13 protein-coding genes and 2 tRNA genes are annotated in these 17,264 nt (G+C 72.3%); 13 read left to right on the plus strand and 2 right to left on the minus strand.

Going from position 1 to position 17,264, the window contains the following annotated elements; all coding sequences use genetic code 11:
* Nucleotide 1: 1 nt before the first annotated feature.
* From ACZ7L4_RS31865 to ACZ7L4_RS31885, 5 genes are all read left to right on the plus strand, one after another.
* Nucleotides 2-1,081, plus strand: a complete 1,080-nt coding sequence (locus ACZ7L4_RS31865; RefSeq protein WP_472108018.1) for an acyl-CoA dehydrogenase family protein — start codon at nucleotides 2-4, stop codon at nucleotides 1,079-1,081.
* Nucleotides 1,078-1,473: a MaoC family dehydratase gene (locus tag ACZ7L4_RS31870; protein ID WP_472108019.1), complete on the plus strand. Its 396-nt coding sequence runs from the start codon at nucleotides 1,078-1,080 to the stop codon at nucleotides 1,471-1,473. Before ACZ7L4_RS31865 ends, ACZ7L4_RS31870 begins: the two co-directional genes overlap by 4 nt.
* A complete protein-coding gene (locus ACZ7L4_RS31875) occupies nucleotides 1,470-2,636 on the plus strand; it encodes a lipid-transfer protein (RefSeq protein ID WP_472108021.1) in 1,167 nt (388 codons plus the stop codon). Before ACZ7L4_RS31870 ends, ACZ7L4_RS31875 begins: the two co-directional genes overlap by 4 nt.
* Before the next feature lie 178 nt (nucleotides 2,637-2,814).
* Nucleotides 2,815-3,393 carry a SigE family RNA polymerase sigma factor gene (locus ACZ7L4_RS31880; protein ID WP_472108022.1) on the plus strand — a complete coding sequence of 193 codons (579 nt, stop codon included), beginning with the start codon at nucleotides 2,815-2,817 and terminating at the stop codon, nucleotides 3,391-3,393.
* A 121-nt stretch (nucleotides 3,394-3,514) separates the two neighbouring features.
* Nucleotides 3,515-5,167: a long-chain fatty acid--CoA ligase gene (locus tag ACZ7L4_RS31885; RefSeq protein ID WP_472108024.1), complete on the plus strand. Its 1,653-nt coding sequence runs from the start codon at nucleotides 3,515-3,517 to the stop codon at nucleotides 5,165-5,167.
* Nucleotides 5,168-5,244: 77 nt separating this feature from the next.
* Here the strand turns inward: ACZ7L4_RS31885 and ACZ7L4_RS31890 are convergent, their stop codons facing one another.
* Both ACZ7L4_RS31890 and ACZ7L4_RS31895 read right to left on the minus strand, forming a co-directional pair.
* Nucleotides 5,245-9,762 (minus strand): PAS domain-containing protein, encoded by a 4,518-nt coding sequence (locus tag ACZ7L4_RS31890; RefSeq protein ID WP_472108025.1) that lies wholly within the window; start codon nucleotides 9,760-9,762, stop codon nucleotides 5,245-5,247.
* A 194-nt stretch (nucleotides 9,763-9,956) separates the two neighbouring features.
* Nucleotides 9,957-10,400 carry an SSI family serine proteinase inhibitor gene (locus tag ACZ7L4_RS31895; protein ID WP_472108027.1) on the minus strand — a complete coding sequence of 148 codons (444 nt, stop codon included), beginning with the start codon at nucleotides 10,398-10,400 and terminating at the stop codon, nucleotides 9,957-9,959.
* 171 nt (nucleotides 10,401-10,571) lie between these two features.
* On the opposite strand from ACZ7L4_RS31895, the gene ACZ7L4_RS31900 reads away from it, so the two are divergent.
* The 8 genes from ACZ7L4_RS31900 to ACZ7L4_RS31935 all read left to right on the plus strand — a co-directional run bounded on the left by ACZ7L4_RS31900 (nucleotide 10,572) and on the right by ACZ7L4_RS31935 (nucleotide 17,238).
* A tRNA-Ser gene (locus ACZ7L4_RS31900) sits at nucleotides 10,572-10,662 on the plus strand.
* A gap of 207 nt (nucleotides 10,663-10,869) precedes the next feature.
* A tRNA-Arg gene (locus ACZ7L4_RS31905) sits at nucleotides 10,870-10,942 on the plus strand.
* An 81-nt stretch (nucleotides 10,943-11,023) separates the two neighbouring features.
* Nucleotides 11,024-11,908, plus strand: a complete 885-nt coding sequence (locus ACZ7L4_RS31910; protein ID WP_472108029.1) for a DUF2797 domain-containing protein — start codon at nucleotides 11,024-11,026, stop codon at nucleotides 11,906-11,908.
* A gap of 61 nt (nucleotides 11,909-11,969) precedes the next feature.
* Entirely contained in the window at nucleotides 11,970-12,338 is a 369-nt protein-coding gene (locus ACZ7L4_RS31915) for an antibiotic biosynthesis monooxygenase family protein (RefSeq protein ID WP_356386306.1), read from the plus strand.
* Nucleotides 12,339-12,375: 37 nt separating this feature from the next.
* A complete protein-coding gene (locus ACZ7L4_RS31920) occupies nucleotides 12,376-13,263 on the plus strand; it encodes an amidohydrolase family protein (protein WP_472108169.1) in 888 nt (295 codons plus the stop codon).
* 102 nt (nucleotides 13,264-13,365) lie between these two features.
* Nucleotides 13,366-14,121: a response regulator transcription factor gene (locus ACZ7L4_RS31925; RefSeq protein ID WP_472108031.1), complete on the plus strand. Its 756-nt coding sequence runs from the start codon at nucleotides 13,366-13,368 to the stop codon at nucleotides 14,119-14,121.
* 59 nt (nucleotides 14,122-14,180) lie between these two features.
* Nucleotides 14,181-15,674, plus strand: coding sequence for a HAMP domain-containing sensor histidine kinase (locus ACZ7L4_RS31930; RefSeq protein WP_472108171.1), 1,494 nt, complete (start codon nucleotides 14,181-14,183; stop codon nucleotides 15,672-15,674).
* A 226-nt stretch (nucleotides 15,675-15,900) separates the two neighbouring features.
* A complete protein-coding gene (locus ACZ7L4_RS31935) occupies nucleotides 15,901-17,238 on the plus strand; it encodes a bifunctional glycosyltransferase family 2/GtrA family protein (protein WP_472108033.1) in 1,338 nt (445 codons plus the stop codon).
* Nucleotides 17,239-17,264: the final 26 nt, after the last annotated feature.

Here is a 17,264-nt window from a genome sequence, read left to right on the forward strand (position 1 = left end):
CATGGACTTCACCCCCACCCCGGAGCAGGAGGCGGCGCGGGACCTCGCCGAGCGGATCTTCGGCGATCTGTCCACGCCGGAGCGGCTCGCGGGCCTCGGCGGCGGCACGGACGGCGAACTCTGGAAGGAGCTGGGCGCGGCGGGCCTGCCGGGCGCCGTGGAGGAGACCGGGCTGCTCGGGCTCGCCCTGATGCTGGAGGAGCAGGGCAGGACGACGGCGCAGGTGCCGTTCGCCGCGAGCTGTGTGTACGGCCTCCTGGCGGTGGCGGCGCACGGCACGGACGAGCAGCGGGAGCGGCTGCTGCCGGGACTCCGGGACGGTTCGGCCGTGGCGACGGGGGCGTTTCCCGCGCGCGGTGGGATCGTGGTGGACGCCCTGCCGGACGGTCGGGCACGGCTGAGCGGGGCCGTGCCGTGGGTGCCGTGGCTGCGGGACGCGACGCACGTACTGGTGGCGGTGCGGGGCGAAAGCGGAAGCACTGTCCACAGCCTGTGGATGATCCGCGCGGAGGACGCCGGGTGCGAGCCGGTCGAGCTGACCGCGCCCTGGTCGGCGGGGCGGCTCGTGCTCGACGGCGTGGCGGCCGAGCGGATCGGCGGTCCTGATGCCTGCGCGGACGTGCTCGCGGCCGCGCGGACCGCGTTCGCCGGGCTGCAGGCCGGGGTCTGCGCGGGATCGCTGGCCCGGGCCGTGGACTACACGAACGAGCGGGAGCAGTTCGGCAAGCCGCTCGCCGCCAAGCAGGGCGTCCAACTCCGCGCCGCGGAGGCGTACATGGACATCGAGGCGATCCGGGTCACCGCCTACGAGGCGGCCTGGCGGCGCGACGCCGGGCTCGACCACGAGAGCCACGCGCTGACCGCGGCCTGGTGGGCATCGGAGGCGGGCAAGCGGGTCGTGCACACGGGCCAGCATCTGCACGGCGGCATGGGCGCCGACCTGGACCACCCGGTGCACCGGCACTTCCTGTGGGGCCGGCAGCTGGACGGCTATCTGGGATGCGGCGCCGAACTCCTGGAGGAGCTGGGCGAACTGATCGCGTCGGGAGCGGGCGCGGGCGACGAAGGGGAGGCCGTATGAAGGCCGGAGAAGAGCTGGAGCCCTTGACGATTCCGATCACCCGGACGCTGATCGTCTCCGGGGCCATCGCGTCGCGCGACTACCAGGACGTGCACCACGACGCGGAGTTGGCGCACCAGAAGGGCTCCCCCGACATCTTCATGAACATCCTGACGACGAACGGTCTTGTGGGGCGCTACATCACCGACCACTTCGGACCGGATGCCGTCCTGCGCAAGGTCGCGATACGCCTCGGCGCGCCCAACTACCCGGGCGACACCATGGTGTTGAGCGGCACGATCGCCGAGGTGCACGGGGACACGGCACAGGTGAAGGTCGTCGGGAAGAACGGCATCGGCAGCCACGTCACCGGCACGGTCACGGTCACCGTCCCCGAAGGGAGCGCGGCATGAGCGTGCGCGGCAAGGACCGGCTCGGCGGACAGGCCGCGATCGTCGGCATCGGGGCCACGGAGTTCTCCAAGGACTCCGGACGCAGCGAGCTGAAGCTCGCCGTGGAGGCGGTGCACGCGGCGCTCGACGACGCGGGCCTCACCCCGGCCGATGTCGACGGCCTGGTCACGTTCACCATGGACACCAACCCGGAGATCACCGTGGCGCAGGCCGCGGGCATGGGGGAGCTCTCCTTCTTCTCCCGGGTGCACTACGGGGGCGGCGCGGCCTGCGGCACCGTCCAGCAGGCGGCTCTCGCGGTGGCGAGCGGCGTGGCCGACGTCGTGGTCTGCTACCGCGCCTTCAACGAACGCTCGGGCAGACGCTTCGGCTCGGGCGTGCAGCACAGGGAGCCGTCGGCGGAGGGCGCGGCGCTCGGCTGGAACCTGCCGTTCGGCCTGCTCACCCCGGCGTCCTGGGTGGCGATGGCGGCGCAGCGCTATCTGCACACGTACGGGCTGACCCCCGAGGCCTTCGGCCATGTCGCGGTCACCGACCGCAAGTACGCGGCGACGAACCCGGCGGCGTACTTCTACGAGAAGCCGATCACGCTCGCCGACCACGCGGAGTCGCGCTGGATCGTCGACCCGCTGCGGCTGCTCGACTGCTGTCAGGAGACGGACGGCGGGCAGGCGATCGTCGTCACCAGCGTGGAGCGGGCCCGCGATCTGCCGAACCCGCCCGCGGTGATCCGGGCCGCGGCCCAAGGAGCGGGCCGGGCGCAGGAGCAGATGACGAGCTTCTACCGGGACGAGCTGACGGGGCTGCCCGAGATGAGCGTCGTGGCGCGGCAGCTGTGGCGCACGGCGGGCCTCGGGCCGGACGACATCGACGTGGGCATCCTCTACGACCACTTCACGCCGTTCGTGCTCATGCAGCTGGAGGAGTTCGGGTTCTGCGCGCCGGGCGAGTCCGCCGGATTCGTGGCGGAGGAGAGGCTGCCGCTCAACACCCATGGGGGACAATTGGGCGAGGCCTATCTGCACGGGATGAACGGCATAGCGGAAGGCGTGCGCCAGGTGCGGGGCACGGCGGTGAACCAGATACCCGGCGCGGCGACCACGCTGGTCACGGCCGGCACGGGGGTCCCCACCTCGGGCCTGATCCTGGGGGCGGACGGCTGACGCCGGGCGTCCGGCCCGGTCCCGGACGCGCGAGAGTCAGGGCCGTCCCCCAGGGGACCTCACCCCTGACTCCACCTTCAGGAGGTGGGGCCAGCACCCCTCGTACAACCTGAGGCGGACGCCGCTTCGGGACCTCCGGCCGATCCCCGGAAGTAGGGGGCGCTCATAGCGTGGAGCCATGACCGCAACCCTGGCGCTCGTCCGCAGCAGCGCACCCGAGGCCGCGCAGCGCACCCAGCCCGCGCCGCGCCCGGCGCCCGCGACGTACCCGTCCTTCGCGTCGTACGTCCGGGCCCGCCAGCCCGTGCTGCTGCGCACCGCCCGGTCGTTGACGTCGAACCCGTGCGACGCCGAGGACCTGTTGCAGACCGCGCTCGCGAAGACGTACGTCGCGTGGGACCGGATCGAGGACCACCGGGCGCTCGACGGCTATGTGCGCAGGGCCCTGCTGAACACCCGGACGTCGCAGTGGCGCAAGCGCAAGGTCGACGAGTTCGTCTGCGACGAGCTGCCGGAGCACCGGGAGACGCCCACCGGGGACCCGGCCGAGCAGCAGGCACTGCACGACGCGATGTGGCGCGCCATCACGAAGCTGCCCGCCCGGCAGCGGGCGATGGTCGTCCTGCGCTACTACGAGGACCTGAGCGAGGCCCAGACGGCCCAGGTGCTCGGCGTCTCCATCGGCACGGTGAAGAGCGCGGTGTCGCGGGCGCTCGGCAAGCTCCGCGAGGACCCGGAACTGCGGCACACGGCGTGACCAGCGGTGAATCCTGGGTGATTCGGTGATCGATCATCCCGGGAAGTAGTGACATACCGGCCGGTATGCAGTGAGAATCAGCGGAACCCTACTGCTCCGTAGCGCCCACCGGGAGGACGCCGTGCTGAGCACGATGCAGGACGTACCGCTGACCGTGACCCGCATTCTTCAACACGGCTCGCGGGTGCACGGTTCGTCCCAGATCACCACGTGGACCGGCGAGAGCGAGCCGCACCGCCGCAGCTTCCGCGAATCCGCCGAGCGTTCCCACCAGCTCGCGAACGCGCTGCGCGACGAGCTCGGCGTGCGCGAGGACGACCGGGTCGCGACGCTCATGTGGAACAACGCGGAGCACGTCGAGGCCTACTTCGCCGTGCCGTGCATGGGCGCGGTCCTGCACACGCTCAACCTGCGGCTGCCCGCCGAGCAGTTGGCGTGGATCGTGAACCACGCCGCCGACAAGGTCGTCATCGTCAACGGCTCGCTGCTCCCGATGATCGCCCCGCTGCTCTCGAAGCTTCCGACGATCGAGCACATCGTGGTGTCCGGGCCCGGCGACCGCTCCGTGCTCGACGGCGCCGCCGCGCGGGTGCACGAGTACGAGGAGCTGATCGCGGACCGGCCGACCACGTACGACTGGCCCGAGCTCGACGAACGCCGCGCCGCCGCCATGTGCTACACCTCGGGCACCACGGGCGACCCCAAGGGTGTCGTCTACTCGCACCGCTCCATCTACCTGCACTCCATGCAGGTCAACATGACGCAGTCGATGGGCCTCACGGACGCCGACACCTCGCTCGTCGTCGTCCCCCAGTTCCACGTCAACGCCTGGGGTCTGCCGCACGCCACGTTCATGACCGGCGTGAACATGCTGATGCCGGACCGCTTCCTGCAGCCCGCGCCGCTCGCCGAGATGATCGAGTCCGAGCGCCCCACGCACGCCGCGGCCGTCCCCACCATCTGGCAGGGCCTGCTCGCCGAGCTGACCGCCAAGCCGCGGGACGTCTCCACGCTCACGCAGGTCACCATCGGCGGCGCGGCCTGTCCGCCCTCGCTGATGAAGGCCTTCGACGACCTGGGCATGCGGGTCTGCCACGCCTGGGGCATGACGGAGACCTCACCGCTCGGCACCGTCGCCCGTCCCCCGGCGAGCGCCGAGCCGGGCAGCGAGGAAGAGTTCGCGTACCGGCTTACGCAGGGCCGCTTCCCGGCCGGCGTCGAGGGGCGGCTCACCGGCCCCGGCGGCGAGGAACTGCCCTGGGACGGAGAGTCCGCGGGCGAGCTGGAGGTGCGCGGCCCCTGGATCGCGGGCGCGTACTACGCGGGTGCGGGCAACGAACCGCTGCGCCCCGAGGACAAGTTCAGCGAGGACGGCTGGCTGAAGACCGGCGACGTCGGCACCATCAGCCCCGACGGCTTCCTCACGCTCACCGACCGCGCCAAGGACGTCATCAAGTCCGGCGGCGAGTGGATCTCCAGCGTCGACCTGGAGAACGCGCTGATGTCCCACCCGGACGTCGCCGAGGCCGCGGTCGTCGCCGTGCCCGACGACAAGTGGGGCGAACGGCCGCTCGCCACCGTCGTGTTGAAGGAGGGGGCCGCCGCCGACTTCGAGTCACTGCGCTCGTTCCTCGCCGAGAAGGTCGCCAAGTGGCAGTTGCCGGAGCGCTGGACGATCATCCCCGCGGTCCCGAAGACCAGCGTCGGCAAGTTCGACAAGAAGGTGCTGCGCAAGCAGTACGCCGAGGGAGACCTGGACATCACCACGCTGTGACGGCCTGTTTCACGTGAAACGGGGGCGGCCCGAAAGGGCCGCCCCCGTTTGTCAGTTGAGGATCAGTGTGTTGAGGCTCAGTTCGTGCCGATCTTCGCCAGTACGTCCACGATCCGGCCCTGCACCTCGGAGCTCGTCGAACGCTCCGCCAGGAACAGCACCGACTCCCCCGCCGCGAGCCGCGGCAGTTCGGCGTGGTCGACGGCTGCGGTGTAGACGACGAGCGGCGTGCGGTTCAACTGCCCGTTAGCGCGCAGCCAGTCGATGATGCCGGCCTGGCGGCGACGGACCTGCAGCAGGTCCATCACGACGAGGTTCGGGTGCAGCTCGGAGGCGATGGCCACCGCGTCCGCGTCGTTCGCGGCCCGCTCGACCTGCATCCCGCGCCGCTCCAGGGTCGCGGTCAGGGCGAGCGCGATCTCCTCGTGCTCCTCGATCAGCAACACCCGCGGCGGGTGCTGCTCGCTGTCCCGAGGGGCGAGCGCCTTCAGCAGTACGGCGGGGTCGGCGCCGTACGCGGCGTCGCGCGAGGCCTGACCGAGGCCCGCGGTCACCAGGACCGGCACCTCGGCCGCGACGGCCGCCTGACGCAGCGACTGCAGCGCGGTCCGCGTGATCGGCCCGGTCAGCGGGTCCACGAACAGCGCGGCGGGGAACGCCGCGATCTGCGCGTCGACCTCCTCACGGGAGTGCACGGTCACCGGGCGGTAGCCGCGGTCGCTCAGCGCCTGCTGCGTCGCCACGTCCGGCGCGGGCCAGACGAGGAGTCGGCGCGGATTGTCGAGCGGCTCGGGCGGCAACTCGTCGTCCATCGGCATCGGCTGCGGCCGGTTGGCGACCTCGACGGCGCCACCGGGGCCGTCCAGCGGCTCCGGGCCCTCGACGCCGTCCTGCTCGGGGGCGCCGATCGCATAGGCACGGCCACCGCCCTCGGAGGCGTTCGGCGAGAGGAGCGGCTGCGGGTGCGGCCGGGCCTGCGTGCCCTGCGGAGGCGTGCCCTGAGCGGTGCCCTGGGGCGGGGTGCCCGGCGCCGGGGCGGCCTGCGCGGGGGTGTTCTGCGCCGGGGGCTGCGCGGTACTGCCGGTGTCGGGCTGCTCCTTACGGGCGTCCTGGCGGCTTTCCTGACGGTTCTCCTGGCGGTTGGACAGCTTGCGTCGCCGCCCGGAACCGCCGAGCGTGCCGGAGCCGCCGAACGTCCCCGAACCACCCTGCGTCTGGCCCTGCGCAGGGGCCTGTTGCGGCGCGGTGCTCGGCCGCGGCGGGGCCTGCGGCGGAAGAGGCTGGGGAGCCGGGGGCTGCGGACGGCGCTGCTGCGAGGCGACCTGGCGCCCGAACGGCACGCCCTGCCCCAGCGTCCGCACGCTGAAGGCACGCCCCTGCGTCGAACTCGTGTCACCGGACGGGGCCTGGTCCTGAGCCTGCGGCTTCGGGGCCTCGGCGGGCAGCGGCTGGGCGGCGGGAGCCGGGGTGCTCTCGGCCGGGGGCGCCGGCGCGCTCTCCGGTTCGTCGGCCGGGGCGCTCTGCGGCTGAGGCTCGGGCTGGGCCTCCGCCTGCGGGCCGGGCTGGGGGGCCGACCGGGGCTCCGGTTGGGCCCCCGGCTGCGGTGTCGGCTGGGGTGTCGGCTGCGGCGCCGGCTGGGGCTCGGCCTGGTTCGCGGCCGTGTCCTTGGGCTGGTCCTGGGCCTGGCCCGGTGCCGCTTCCTTGGGCCCGTTCTCCGCAGGTTCGCCGCCCGGCTTGTTCTCCGGCGGCAGCGCGGAGCCGGGGCCACCGGCCGTGGGCGTGCCCATGGCGGGCGTCGGCTGCGCCGGGTGCGGCTGCGGCGGCGTGTGGTCCGCTGCCGGGTGCGCCTCGGCGGTGTCGTGCTGGTGCGCCTCGTCCGGCAACGGGAGGGGCTGCGGCAGCGCGCCGCTCTCCTGCGGGGCCGCCTGCGCGTCCTGCGGTACGCCACCGGGGGCGGGCTGCACCTCGGGCTGCACATCGGGCCGCGCTTCGGCCTGCACATCGGCCGACGCCTCGGGCTGCGCCTCGGTCTCGGGCAGGGCCTGCGGCGTGCGGTCGGCCTCGGCGGGCGGCAGCGCGAACACCTCGCGCGGACCCGCCTGCTGCGGTGCCCTCGCCTGCTGCCCACCTGCGGGAGCGCCCTGTGCGGCCTGTGCGTTCTGCGTGTCCTGGGCCGGCTGCGCGCTGCCGAGCGCGCGCCGCCCCCGCCGCCCGGAGGGCTGCGCGGCACCGGCACCGGCCAACTCCAGCTCGCCCTGAGCCGGTTCGGTGCCCTGCTGACCGTCGGGAGCGGCACCGGAGGGCAGCGCGGGCAGGGCGGCCTGCTCCTGACCACCGGCGCGCCGGGCCCTGCGCCCGGTCGGCGCGGGCACGCCCTGCGGCGGCACCGTGTCGCCCAAGGCGGGGGAACTCGTCTCGTGTTCGGCCGCGGTCACCACGGCGCCCTGGGCGGCGGCCTCCTCCGGGGCGGGCCGTCCGCGCCTGCGGCCCGTACCGCTGGAGGGGGCCGGTGCCGACTGCTCGGCACCCGACACGCTGCTCTCCAGGAACGCGTCCGTCGAGGGCCCCGCGGCCCGCCGCGCCCTGCGGCGCCTGCTGCCGCCACCGGTGGCCTGTGCGGGAAGGTTCGCGTTCGCCTCGGCGGAGGCATCCTGCGACTCCGCTGCCTCGGAGGCCTCGACGGAGACACTGGCCTGGGCGGGCACGCCGTCGCCGGCCCCGGCGGGCCCGGCCTCCTGCTCGGGAAGACCGCCGGCACCGGGAGCGGCGTCGGGAACGACACCGGCGGCGGGAACGACTCCGGCCCCGGCCCCCGTCCCGATCGGCACTTCGAGGACGTACGCGCTGCCGCTCATCCCCGGCACCTCGTGCGTCTGCAGCACGCCGCCGTGCGCGCGCACGATGCCGTGCACGATCGGCTCGTGCACCGGGTCGCCGCCCGAGTAGGGGCCGCGCACCTCGATGCGTACGTTGGCGCCCCGCTGCGCGGCGGCCACGACGACGGTCGAGTCGACGTATCCGGAGGTGGCGGGCGTCCGGGCATTGCCGGTCGCGTCGATCCCGGCGACGTCGGCGATCAGGTGCGCGAGCGCGGTCGCGAGCCGCCCCGCGTCCACCTCCGCCTCGATCGGCGGCGCGTGCACGGCGAACTGCACGCGGCCGGGCCCGATCAGCTCGACCGCCCCGTCGACACCGGCGGCGACGACGGCGTCGAACATGACGTTCGTACGGGAGAGCAGCGAACCGCCCTCGTCCAAGGTCTGGTAGGCCAGCACGTTGTCGACGAGCGTCGTCATCCGCGAGTACCCGGCGGCCAGGTGGTGCAGCACCTGGTTGGCCTCGGGCCACAGCTGGCCCGCGTCGTCGGCGGCGAGCTGGCTCAGCTCGTGCCGCAGCTCGTCCAACGGCCCGCGCAGCGACTGCCCGAGCACGGCGAGCAGCTGCGTGTGCCGCGCGGCCAGCGCCTCGTAACGGTCCTTCTCGCGCTCCGCGAGCGCGGCGCCCCGCTCCTTCTCGGCGGACAGCTCCTCGGCGTGCTGCTCGCGGACCGCAGCGAGTTCACCGGTCAGCTCCTCGCGCACGGAGGTGAGCTCGGAACCCAGCTCCTCGCGCACCCGCGCCAGCTCGGCGGCGCTCTCGTCCGTGACGCGCTGCAGCTCGGCAGCGCCCTCCTCGGTGACCCGCTGCAGCTCCGCGGCGCGCTCCTCGCGCTCCTTCTCGGCGGCCTCGTCGCGCCGGGCGATCTCCTCGGCGTGCTCGACGGTCAGCTTCTCGACGGAGCTGCGGTCGGCGAACGTCATGACGGCGCCGACCAGTTGGTCCCCGTCGCGCACCGGGGCCGTCGTCATGTCGACGGGCACCTTGGAGCCGTCCTTGGCCCACAGCACCTGGCCGCGCACCCGGTGCTTGCGCCCGGAGCGGAGCGTGTCGGCGAGCGGGGACTCCTCGTACGGGAACGGTTCGCCGTCCGGACGCGAGTGCAGGATGAGCGGGTGCAGCTCCTGGCCGCCCAGGTCGCTCGCCCGGAAGCCGAGGATCTGCGCCGCGGCGGGGTTGACGAGCACGATGCGCCCGTCGGTGTCGGTGCCGACGACGCCCTCGGACGCGGCGCGCAGGATCATCTCGGTCTGCCGCTGCGAACGGGCCAGTTCGGCCTCGGTGTCGACGGCTCCCGACAGGTCCCGCACGACGAGCATGAGCAGCTCGGAGCCGCTGTACGCCTGGCCGCCGCCGGTGCTGTACGGATCGACCGCGTCGCGCGCGCCGTCGGAGAGGTTCGCGGAGGTCACCTCGACGGGGAACTCGCTCGCGTCGGTGCGCCGCGCGGTCATCCGCGTCGGCTTGGTCCGCCCGCGTTCGTCGGTCACGGTGTCCGGCCGGCGCATGGAGCCGGGGATCAACCGCGAGTCGAACTCGGGCAGGAGGTCGAGCAGGCCGCGCCCCACAAGTGCCGTGCCCGGGGCCTCGAAGGACTCCAGGGCGATGGAGTTGGCGTTGACGACGGTTCCGTTGGTGTTGACGAGCAACAGCCCGTCCGGAAGCGCGTCAAGTATGGCTGCGAGGCGAGCAGCGCCTCGGGATGGCCTGCTGCTCACGACGACGGTTCCTCCCTGATTACTGCGACTTGCCGACCGCGCGGACCATCCTGCCTCGTGGTCCGCGGCGTATCACGGGAGGGAGTCTACGGGCAGTGGTTGGACGAGAGGCGCCGGATGCGACGGAGCCCACGTAGAGGATGTGGGGATCCCGAGCGGGCCGAGTCACGAGCCTGTGACCATTGGACCGAGGGTCACGGTCCCGTCGCAGGCAGCACGGGCTCCAACTGCTGCCACCGCGAGATCTCGCAGCCGTTGCTCAACGCGTAGGAGGAGTCGACGGCGCGCCCGTGCCAGTTCCCCGTGACGCGGGCGGTGGCCGGGCCCCCGTACTGCATGGTGCAGCGGGCGTCGGCGGACACGGGGGCGAACGGGTCGACGCCCTCTGCCTCCAGCTCCTCGAGCCGCCCGCAGGCCGCCGCGGGATCCGCGTGCGTCCCGCCGACGGGCGAGCAGTCCAGCTCGTACGTCCCGTCGCTGCCGTTGTCCGAGTCGGTGACGGTGACGGTCAGGTGGTCGAGTCCGGGCCCGAGACCGGCGCCCGCGTCCGCGTGCGCGGCGACAGGGGTGGCCGCGAGGAGGGCGAGCGGACCGACGACGGTCGCGACGGAGCCGAGCATTCGGGAAGAGATGCGCATGAACATGCCGTGCTCAACGCCCGTACCCACCCCGACGTTGCGGCCCGACACCCCAGGCTTTGCCCTGTGGCCTGCCCTCCTAGTACCGTGGGGGGCGATTGGTGACGCGGCGCTCCGCTGTGTCATCATCTGCACGCACCCAATCGCGTCCGCGCGAGAGGGGACTGTGCTGGAGGCGTCGCCTAGTCCGGTCTATGGCGCCGCACTGCTAATGCGGTTTGGGGTTTACCCCCCATCGAGGGTTCAAATCCCTCCGCCTCCGCAGCAAGATCCGAAGCCCCGGTCCACCAGGACCGGGGCTTCGGTGCTTCCCGGGTGTCACCGCCCGCCACCCAGGAGTGCGTTTGTGCAGGTCAGAGGGGGTGGGGCAATCGGATTTCACATGGCGGCGGCAGTCATGTAATGTTCTTCTTGTCGCCGGGACGGGCCGAAAGGCCGGGAACGGAGACAACAAAAAAAGAAAAGACAAGCACTCGTAGCTTAACGGATAGAGCATCTGACTACGGATCAGAAGGTTGCAGGTTCGAATCCTGCCGAGTGCACACCGACAAGAGGCCCCGGAGCAATCCGGGGCCTCTTGCGTTTTGCGGGTGTTGTCAGTGCCGTGCGTCATCCTGGCTCGTATGACGTGGTGGTGCACCGGAATGCGGTGGCGTGGGGGCGGGCCGGTCTTCGGGTGGGTCGGGGACGGCGGGGGCGAGCGGGAGAGCGGGGTGCGGTTCGGGGAGAGCGTCGCGTTCCGGGTCGGCGGGGAGCGGCGGTGCCTCGGGGTGTGGCGGGGAGGGCGGTGGACCGTCTGTCCGGGGCGGGACGCCGTGCCGGTGCGGGGGACGCGGGCGCAGTGCGCGGAGTGTGCCGGGATCGACCGGGCGCGGTCCGTGGCCGCGGACACCATCGCCGACGACCCGAGGCCGTACCACGTGTATTTGGCGTGGTTCGGGGACGGGCTCGTGAAGGTGGGGATCACGGGGACCCGGAGGGGGAGCGATCGGCTGCTGGAGCAGGGAGCCGTCGCCTTTACGTGGTTGGGGCGGGGCCCCTTGATGGCGGCGCGGCGGGCCGAGGAGCTGCTGCGGGTGGCGCTCGGGGTGCCGGACCGGATTCCGTACGAGCGAAAGCGTGCCGTGCGGGGCGGGCTGCCGGGGGTCGAGGAGCGGGGCGCCGAGCTGGTGCGGGCGCACGGTGTCGCGGCGGGGCTCGACGGCTGGCCGGATTCGTTGGAGCGGCTGCCGTGCCGGGTGGTGGATCACGGGGAGGTTTTTGGGCTCGCGGGGATCGATCGTGTCGATGCGGTCGTGAGCGGGCTCGGCGAAGGGGCCGTCGTGGCGGGGGAGGTCGTTGCCGCGGCCGGGCCCGATCTGCATCTGGTGGAGGGGGACGACGGGCGGCGGCTGGTCGTGGACGCACGGGTGCTGGCCGGGTGGCCGTTGGAGCGCGCGCCGGAGGGGCCCGGTGGGGCGGGGCCCGAGGTGCGGGAGGTGCCGGCGGTGCAGGGCGGGCTGTTCTGAGAGACCCTGCCGTTCGGGCAATTCCCTTTCCTCGCGCACGGGAACGAGAGATCGTACGGACATGAGTGATCACGCCGATGTGGCTGACGGGGCGGCGGCGCCCCGGCCGTTGCCCGCCTTCGAACCGCCCTACTACGTCGTGGTGTTCAGCTCCGTGCGGACCCCGGGGGACCGCGGGTACGGGGAGGCGGCCGACCGCATGGACGAGCTCGTCAAGGAGATCCCGGGGTACCTGGGGCACGAGTCCGCGCGCAACCCCGGTGGGCTCGGGATCACCGTCTCGTACTTCCGGGATTCCGCCGCCATCGAGCAGTGGCGCTCCGTCGGCGAGCACCGCGCCGTGCAGAAGCAGGGCCGCGCCGAGTGGTACGAGCGGTACACGGTGCACGTCGCGAAGGTCGAGCGCAGCCAGGAGTTCGAGCGTGAGTGACGTGAGTGACGTGAGTGACGTGGGCGATGTGAGTGACGTGGGCGAGGCGACCTCGGAGGCCGAACAGGTCGCCGACTTCCTCGACCGGTACCGGCTCCCCGGGCTCGTCGACGTGCACACCCACTTCATGCCCGAGCGCGTGCTCCGCAAGGTGTGGGCGTACTTCGACTCCGCCGGGCCGCTCGTCGGGACCGAGTGGCCGATCACGTACCGCGAGGAGGAGAGCGAGCGGCTGGCCAGGCTGCGGGAGTTCAAGGTCCAGGCCTTCACCTCGATGCTGTACCCGCACAAGGCGGGCATGGCGCGCTGGCTGAACGAGTGGGCGGCCGACTTCGCCGCCCGCACGCCCGACTGTCTGCACACCGCCACCTTCTTCCCCGAGCCGGGCGTCGAGACGTACGTGCGCGAGGCGCTGGATGCGGGGGCGCGTGTGTTCAAGGCGCATGTGCAGGTGGGGGCCTACGACCCGAACGACCCGCTGCTCGACCCCGTGTGGGGGCTGCTCGCCGAGGCCGGGACGCCGATCGTGACGCACTGCGGCTCGGGACCCGCGCCCGGAAAGCACACCGGGCCCGAGCCGATCGCCCGGCTGCTCGCCCGGCATCCGAGGCTGCCGCTGGTGGTCGCGCACATGGGGATGCCCGAGTACACGGACTTCCTCGAACTCGCCGAGCGGTACGCGGAGGTCCGGCTGGACACGACCATGGCGTTCACCGACTTCGTCGAGCGGCAGTCCCCCTTCCCCCGGGACGAGTTGGGGCGGCTCGCCGATCTCGGGGACCGGGTGCTCCTCGGCAGCGACTTCCCGAACATCCCGTATCCGTACGTCCACCAGCTGGAGGCCATCGAGCGGCTCGGGCTCGGGGACGACTGGGTACGGGCCGTGTGCAGGGAGAACGCAGCCGGGCTGTTCGGGCTCGGCTGACCCCCGGGCCCTCCTCGGCCGCCCCCGATCCCTTATGCGTTTCTCAGAGTTTTCACAGGTTCGGGAAAGGGTGCTCTCAGAGGCGCATCGCAAGCTTGTGCCATGACCGCGACCTCGCCCCAGGGGCGTACCGAACTGCTGAGGCCGGACGGAAGCCCCGTCCGGGTGCTTGTCGTGGACGACGAGCAGTCCATCACCGAGCTGTTGTCCATGGCCCTGCGCTACGAGGGCTGGCAGATCCGCACCGCGAGCGACGGGTCCGGAGCCGTGCAGACCGCACGCGAGTTCCGGCCCGACGCCGTCGTGCTCGACATGATGCTGCCGGACATGGACGGGCTCAGCGTCCTCGGCCGGATGCGCCGCGAGCTGCCCGAGATCCCCGTGCTCTTCCTGACCGCGAAGGACGCCGTCGAGGACCGGATCGCGGGGCTCACGGCGGGCGGCGACGACTACGTCACCAAGCCGTTCAGCCTCGAGGAGGTCGTCGCGCGGCTTCGTGGGCTGATCCGCAGGACCGGCGCCGCCGACCGGCGCAGCGAGTCCGTGCTCGTCGTCGGCGATCTGATGCTGGACGAGGACAGCCACGAGGTGTCGCGGGGCGGGGACAACATCCACCTCACCGCCACCGAGTTCGAGCTGCTGCGCTTCCTCATGCGCAATCCGCGCCGCGTGCTCAGCAAGGCGCAGATCCTGGACCGCGTGTGGAGCTACGACTTCGGCGGGCAGGCGAACGTCGTCGAGCTCTACATCTCCTACCTGCGGCGCAAGATCGACGCCGGGCGCGAGCCGATGATCCACACCCGGCGCGGCGCCGGTTACCTGATCAAGCCGGCCATGGCCGCCACCACGGCGTCGTGAAGCGCAGGGGCCGGCCCCAGACGCTCCGCACCCGGCTCGTCGTCACGGCCGTCGCGCTGATGGCCGTGGTGGCGTCCGTGATCGGTGTCGTGTCCGCCGTCTCGCTGCACTCGTACCTGTACGACGAGCTCGACAAGCAGGTGAGCGGCATAGCGATGCGGGCGAGCGGGCCGAAGGGCGATTTCCCCGGGGCGGGCCCCATGGGACAGAAGGACTTCGGCGACCTGGCGTTCGTGACCCTGGGCTCCCCCGCGGGGACCCTCGGCGCCGAGGTCGACGGCGGCCAGGCCACCGACGGCAAGGTCAGCGTCGAGGCGACGAACCCCGAGGGCGGCAGGCAGCTGCGGACCGACGGCCTGTCGCAGTCCGTGCTCGACGCCCTGGAGGACGTCCCCCAGAGCGACGACAAGTCCATGCACACCGTCGACCTGCCGGGCCTCGGCAGCTACCGCGTCCAGTACGTCTCCGGATCCAACGGCGACTTCTACGTGGGCCGCCCCACCGCCCAGGTCGACTCCACCGTCAACAAGCTCATCGTCACCGAGCTGCTGGTCGCCGGCGCGGCCCTCGTGGCGGCCGGCGCCGCCGGGGCGATCATGGTCGGCGTCAATCTGCGGCCCCTCCGCCGCGTCGCCGCGACCGCGACCCGGGTCTCCGAACTCCCGCTGCACAGCGGCGAGGTGACCCTCTACGAACGTGTCCCGGAGTCCGAGGCCGACCCCAGGACCGAGGTCGGCCAGGTCGGCGCCGCGCTCAACCGGATGCTCGACCATGTGCACGGCGCCCTCGAATCGCGCCAGCAGAGCGAGACGCGGGTGCGCCAGTTCGTCGCCGACGCCAGCCATGAGCTGCGTACGCCGCTGGCCTCCATCCGCGGCTACGCCGAGCTGACCAGGCGCGGCCGCGAGGAGCCGGGGCCCGACACCCGGCACGCGCTCGGCCGCATCGAGTCCGAGGCGGACCGGATGACCGGGCTCGTCGAGGACCTGCTGCTGCTCGCCCGGCTCGACGCGGGGAGACCGCTGTCGTACGAGCCGACGGATCTGTCGCCGCTGGTCGTCGACGCGCTCAGCGACGCCCGTGCCGCGGGGCAGGGGCACGACTGGCGCCTGGAGCTGCCCGACGAGCCGGCCACCGTGCTCGCCGACTCCGCGCGTCTGCACCAGGTCCTGGTCAACCTGCTCGCGAACGCGCGTACGCACACGCCACCGGGTACGACGGTCACCGCTCGCGTGCACCGGCACGGGCCCTGGGTCTGCCTCGACGTCCAGGACGACGGGCCGGGCATCCCGGCGGAGTTGCTGCCGCACGTCTTCGAACGGTTTGCGCGCGGTGACTCCTCGCGGTCCCGGAAGGCGGGGTCCACGGGGCTTGGGCTTGCCATCGTGCAGGCTGTTGCGGCGGCGCATGAGGGGTCTGTGTCGGTCGAGAGTGCGGTTGGCCGTACGGCTTTTACGGTGCATCTGCCGGCCCATGCGGGCGTGACGGTCGGCCGTGCCGACGTCGCGGGGCTCCGCCCCGGACCCCGCGCCTCGATCTCCGGCGGGGCTTGAATGTTGTCGCCCTGCGCCTCGATCTCCGGCGGTGCTTGAGTGTTGTCGCCCTGCGCCTCGATCTCCGGCGGTGCTTGAGTGTTGTCGCCCTGCGCCTCGATCTCCGGCGGGGCTTGAGTGTTGTCGCCCTGCGCCTCGATCTCCGGCGAGGAGGCGTGAATTTCTCACAGCCCGCCCAAAGCCTCACCACACAGCCCTAACAGGGCAGTTGGCGAATGTCGGTGGTATGCGAACCGACTCTTCTCCGGGCATCGAACCCACCCCTTCCGCGAGCACCGTCTCCGCGAGGTTCGGGACGCTGCCGGCGCGGGAGCACCTCCCTGCCGGCCGCGGCGATGTGCCGGTCCTGGACGTTGTCATCCCCGTCTACAACGAGGAGAAGGACCTCGGTGAGTGCGTGCGCAGGCTGCACCACCACCTGGTCCGCACCTTCCCCTACCCCTTCCGCATCACCGTCGCGGACAACGCCTCGAACGACAGCACGCCCAAGGTGGCCCACGAACTGGCCACCGAACTGCCGGAGGCCACGTACTTCCGCCTCGAACAGAAGGGCCGCGGGCGCGCCCTGCGCACCGTGTGGTCGGCGTCCGACGCGCCGGTCCTCGCGTACATGGACGTGGATCTGTCCACCGATCTGAACGCGCTCCTCCCCCTCGTCGCGCCCCTGATCTCCGGTCACTCCGACCTCGCGATCGGCTCCCGGCTCGCCCGCGCGAGCCGGGTCGTGCGCGGCACGAAGCGCGAGTTCATCAGCCGCACCTACAACCTGATCCTGCGCGGCTCCCTGCAGGCCCGCTTCTCCGACGCCCAGTGCGGGTTCAAGGCGATCCGGCGCGATGTCGCGCAGGTACTGCTGCCGCTGGTCGAGGACACCGGATGGTTCTTCGACACCGAGATGCTGGTGCTCGCGGAGCGCGCCGGGCTGCGCATCCACGAGGTGCCCGTCGACTGGGTCGACGACCCGAACTCGACCGTGCACATCGTCAAGACCGCGACCGACGACCTCAAGGGCGTCTGGCGCGTCGGCAGGGCGCTCGCCACCGGCTCGCTCCCCCTCGACCGGCTCGTACGCCCCTTCGGCGACGACCCGCGCGACCGTGAACTCACCGACGTGCCCAGGGGCCTGGCCCGTCAGCTGCTCGGCTTCTGCGTCGTCGGCGCCCTGTCGACGCTGCTGTTCCTGCTGCTGTACTCCGGCTTCCGTACGTTCTCGGGGGCGCAGCTCGCCAACGCGGCCGCCCTGTTCGTCTCGGCCATCGCCAACACGGCGGCCAACCGGCGCCTCACCTTCGGGGTGCGCGGCCGGGACAAGGCCGTGCGCCACCAGGCCCAGGGCATCGTCGTCTTCGGCATCGGCTGGGCCCTGACCAGCGGCTCGCTCGCCGCCCTCGACACGGCCTCCGGCAACCCCTCGCACTCCACCGAGCTGATCGTCCTGATCGCGGCCAACCTCGCCGCGACGATCCTGCGCTTCCTGCTCTTCAGGGCGTGGGTGTTCAACGACCAGCGATCCGACCAGCGGCCCGACCAGCGCCACGAAACCGACACCGGGACCCAGCGATGACCACAGACGTCCGACCTACGTACGAC

The sequence above is a fragment of the Streptomyces sp. NPDC107575 genome (assembly GCF_055657265.1).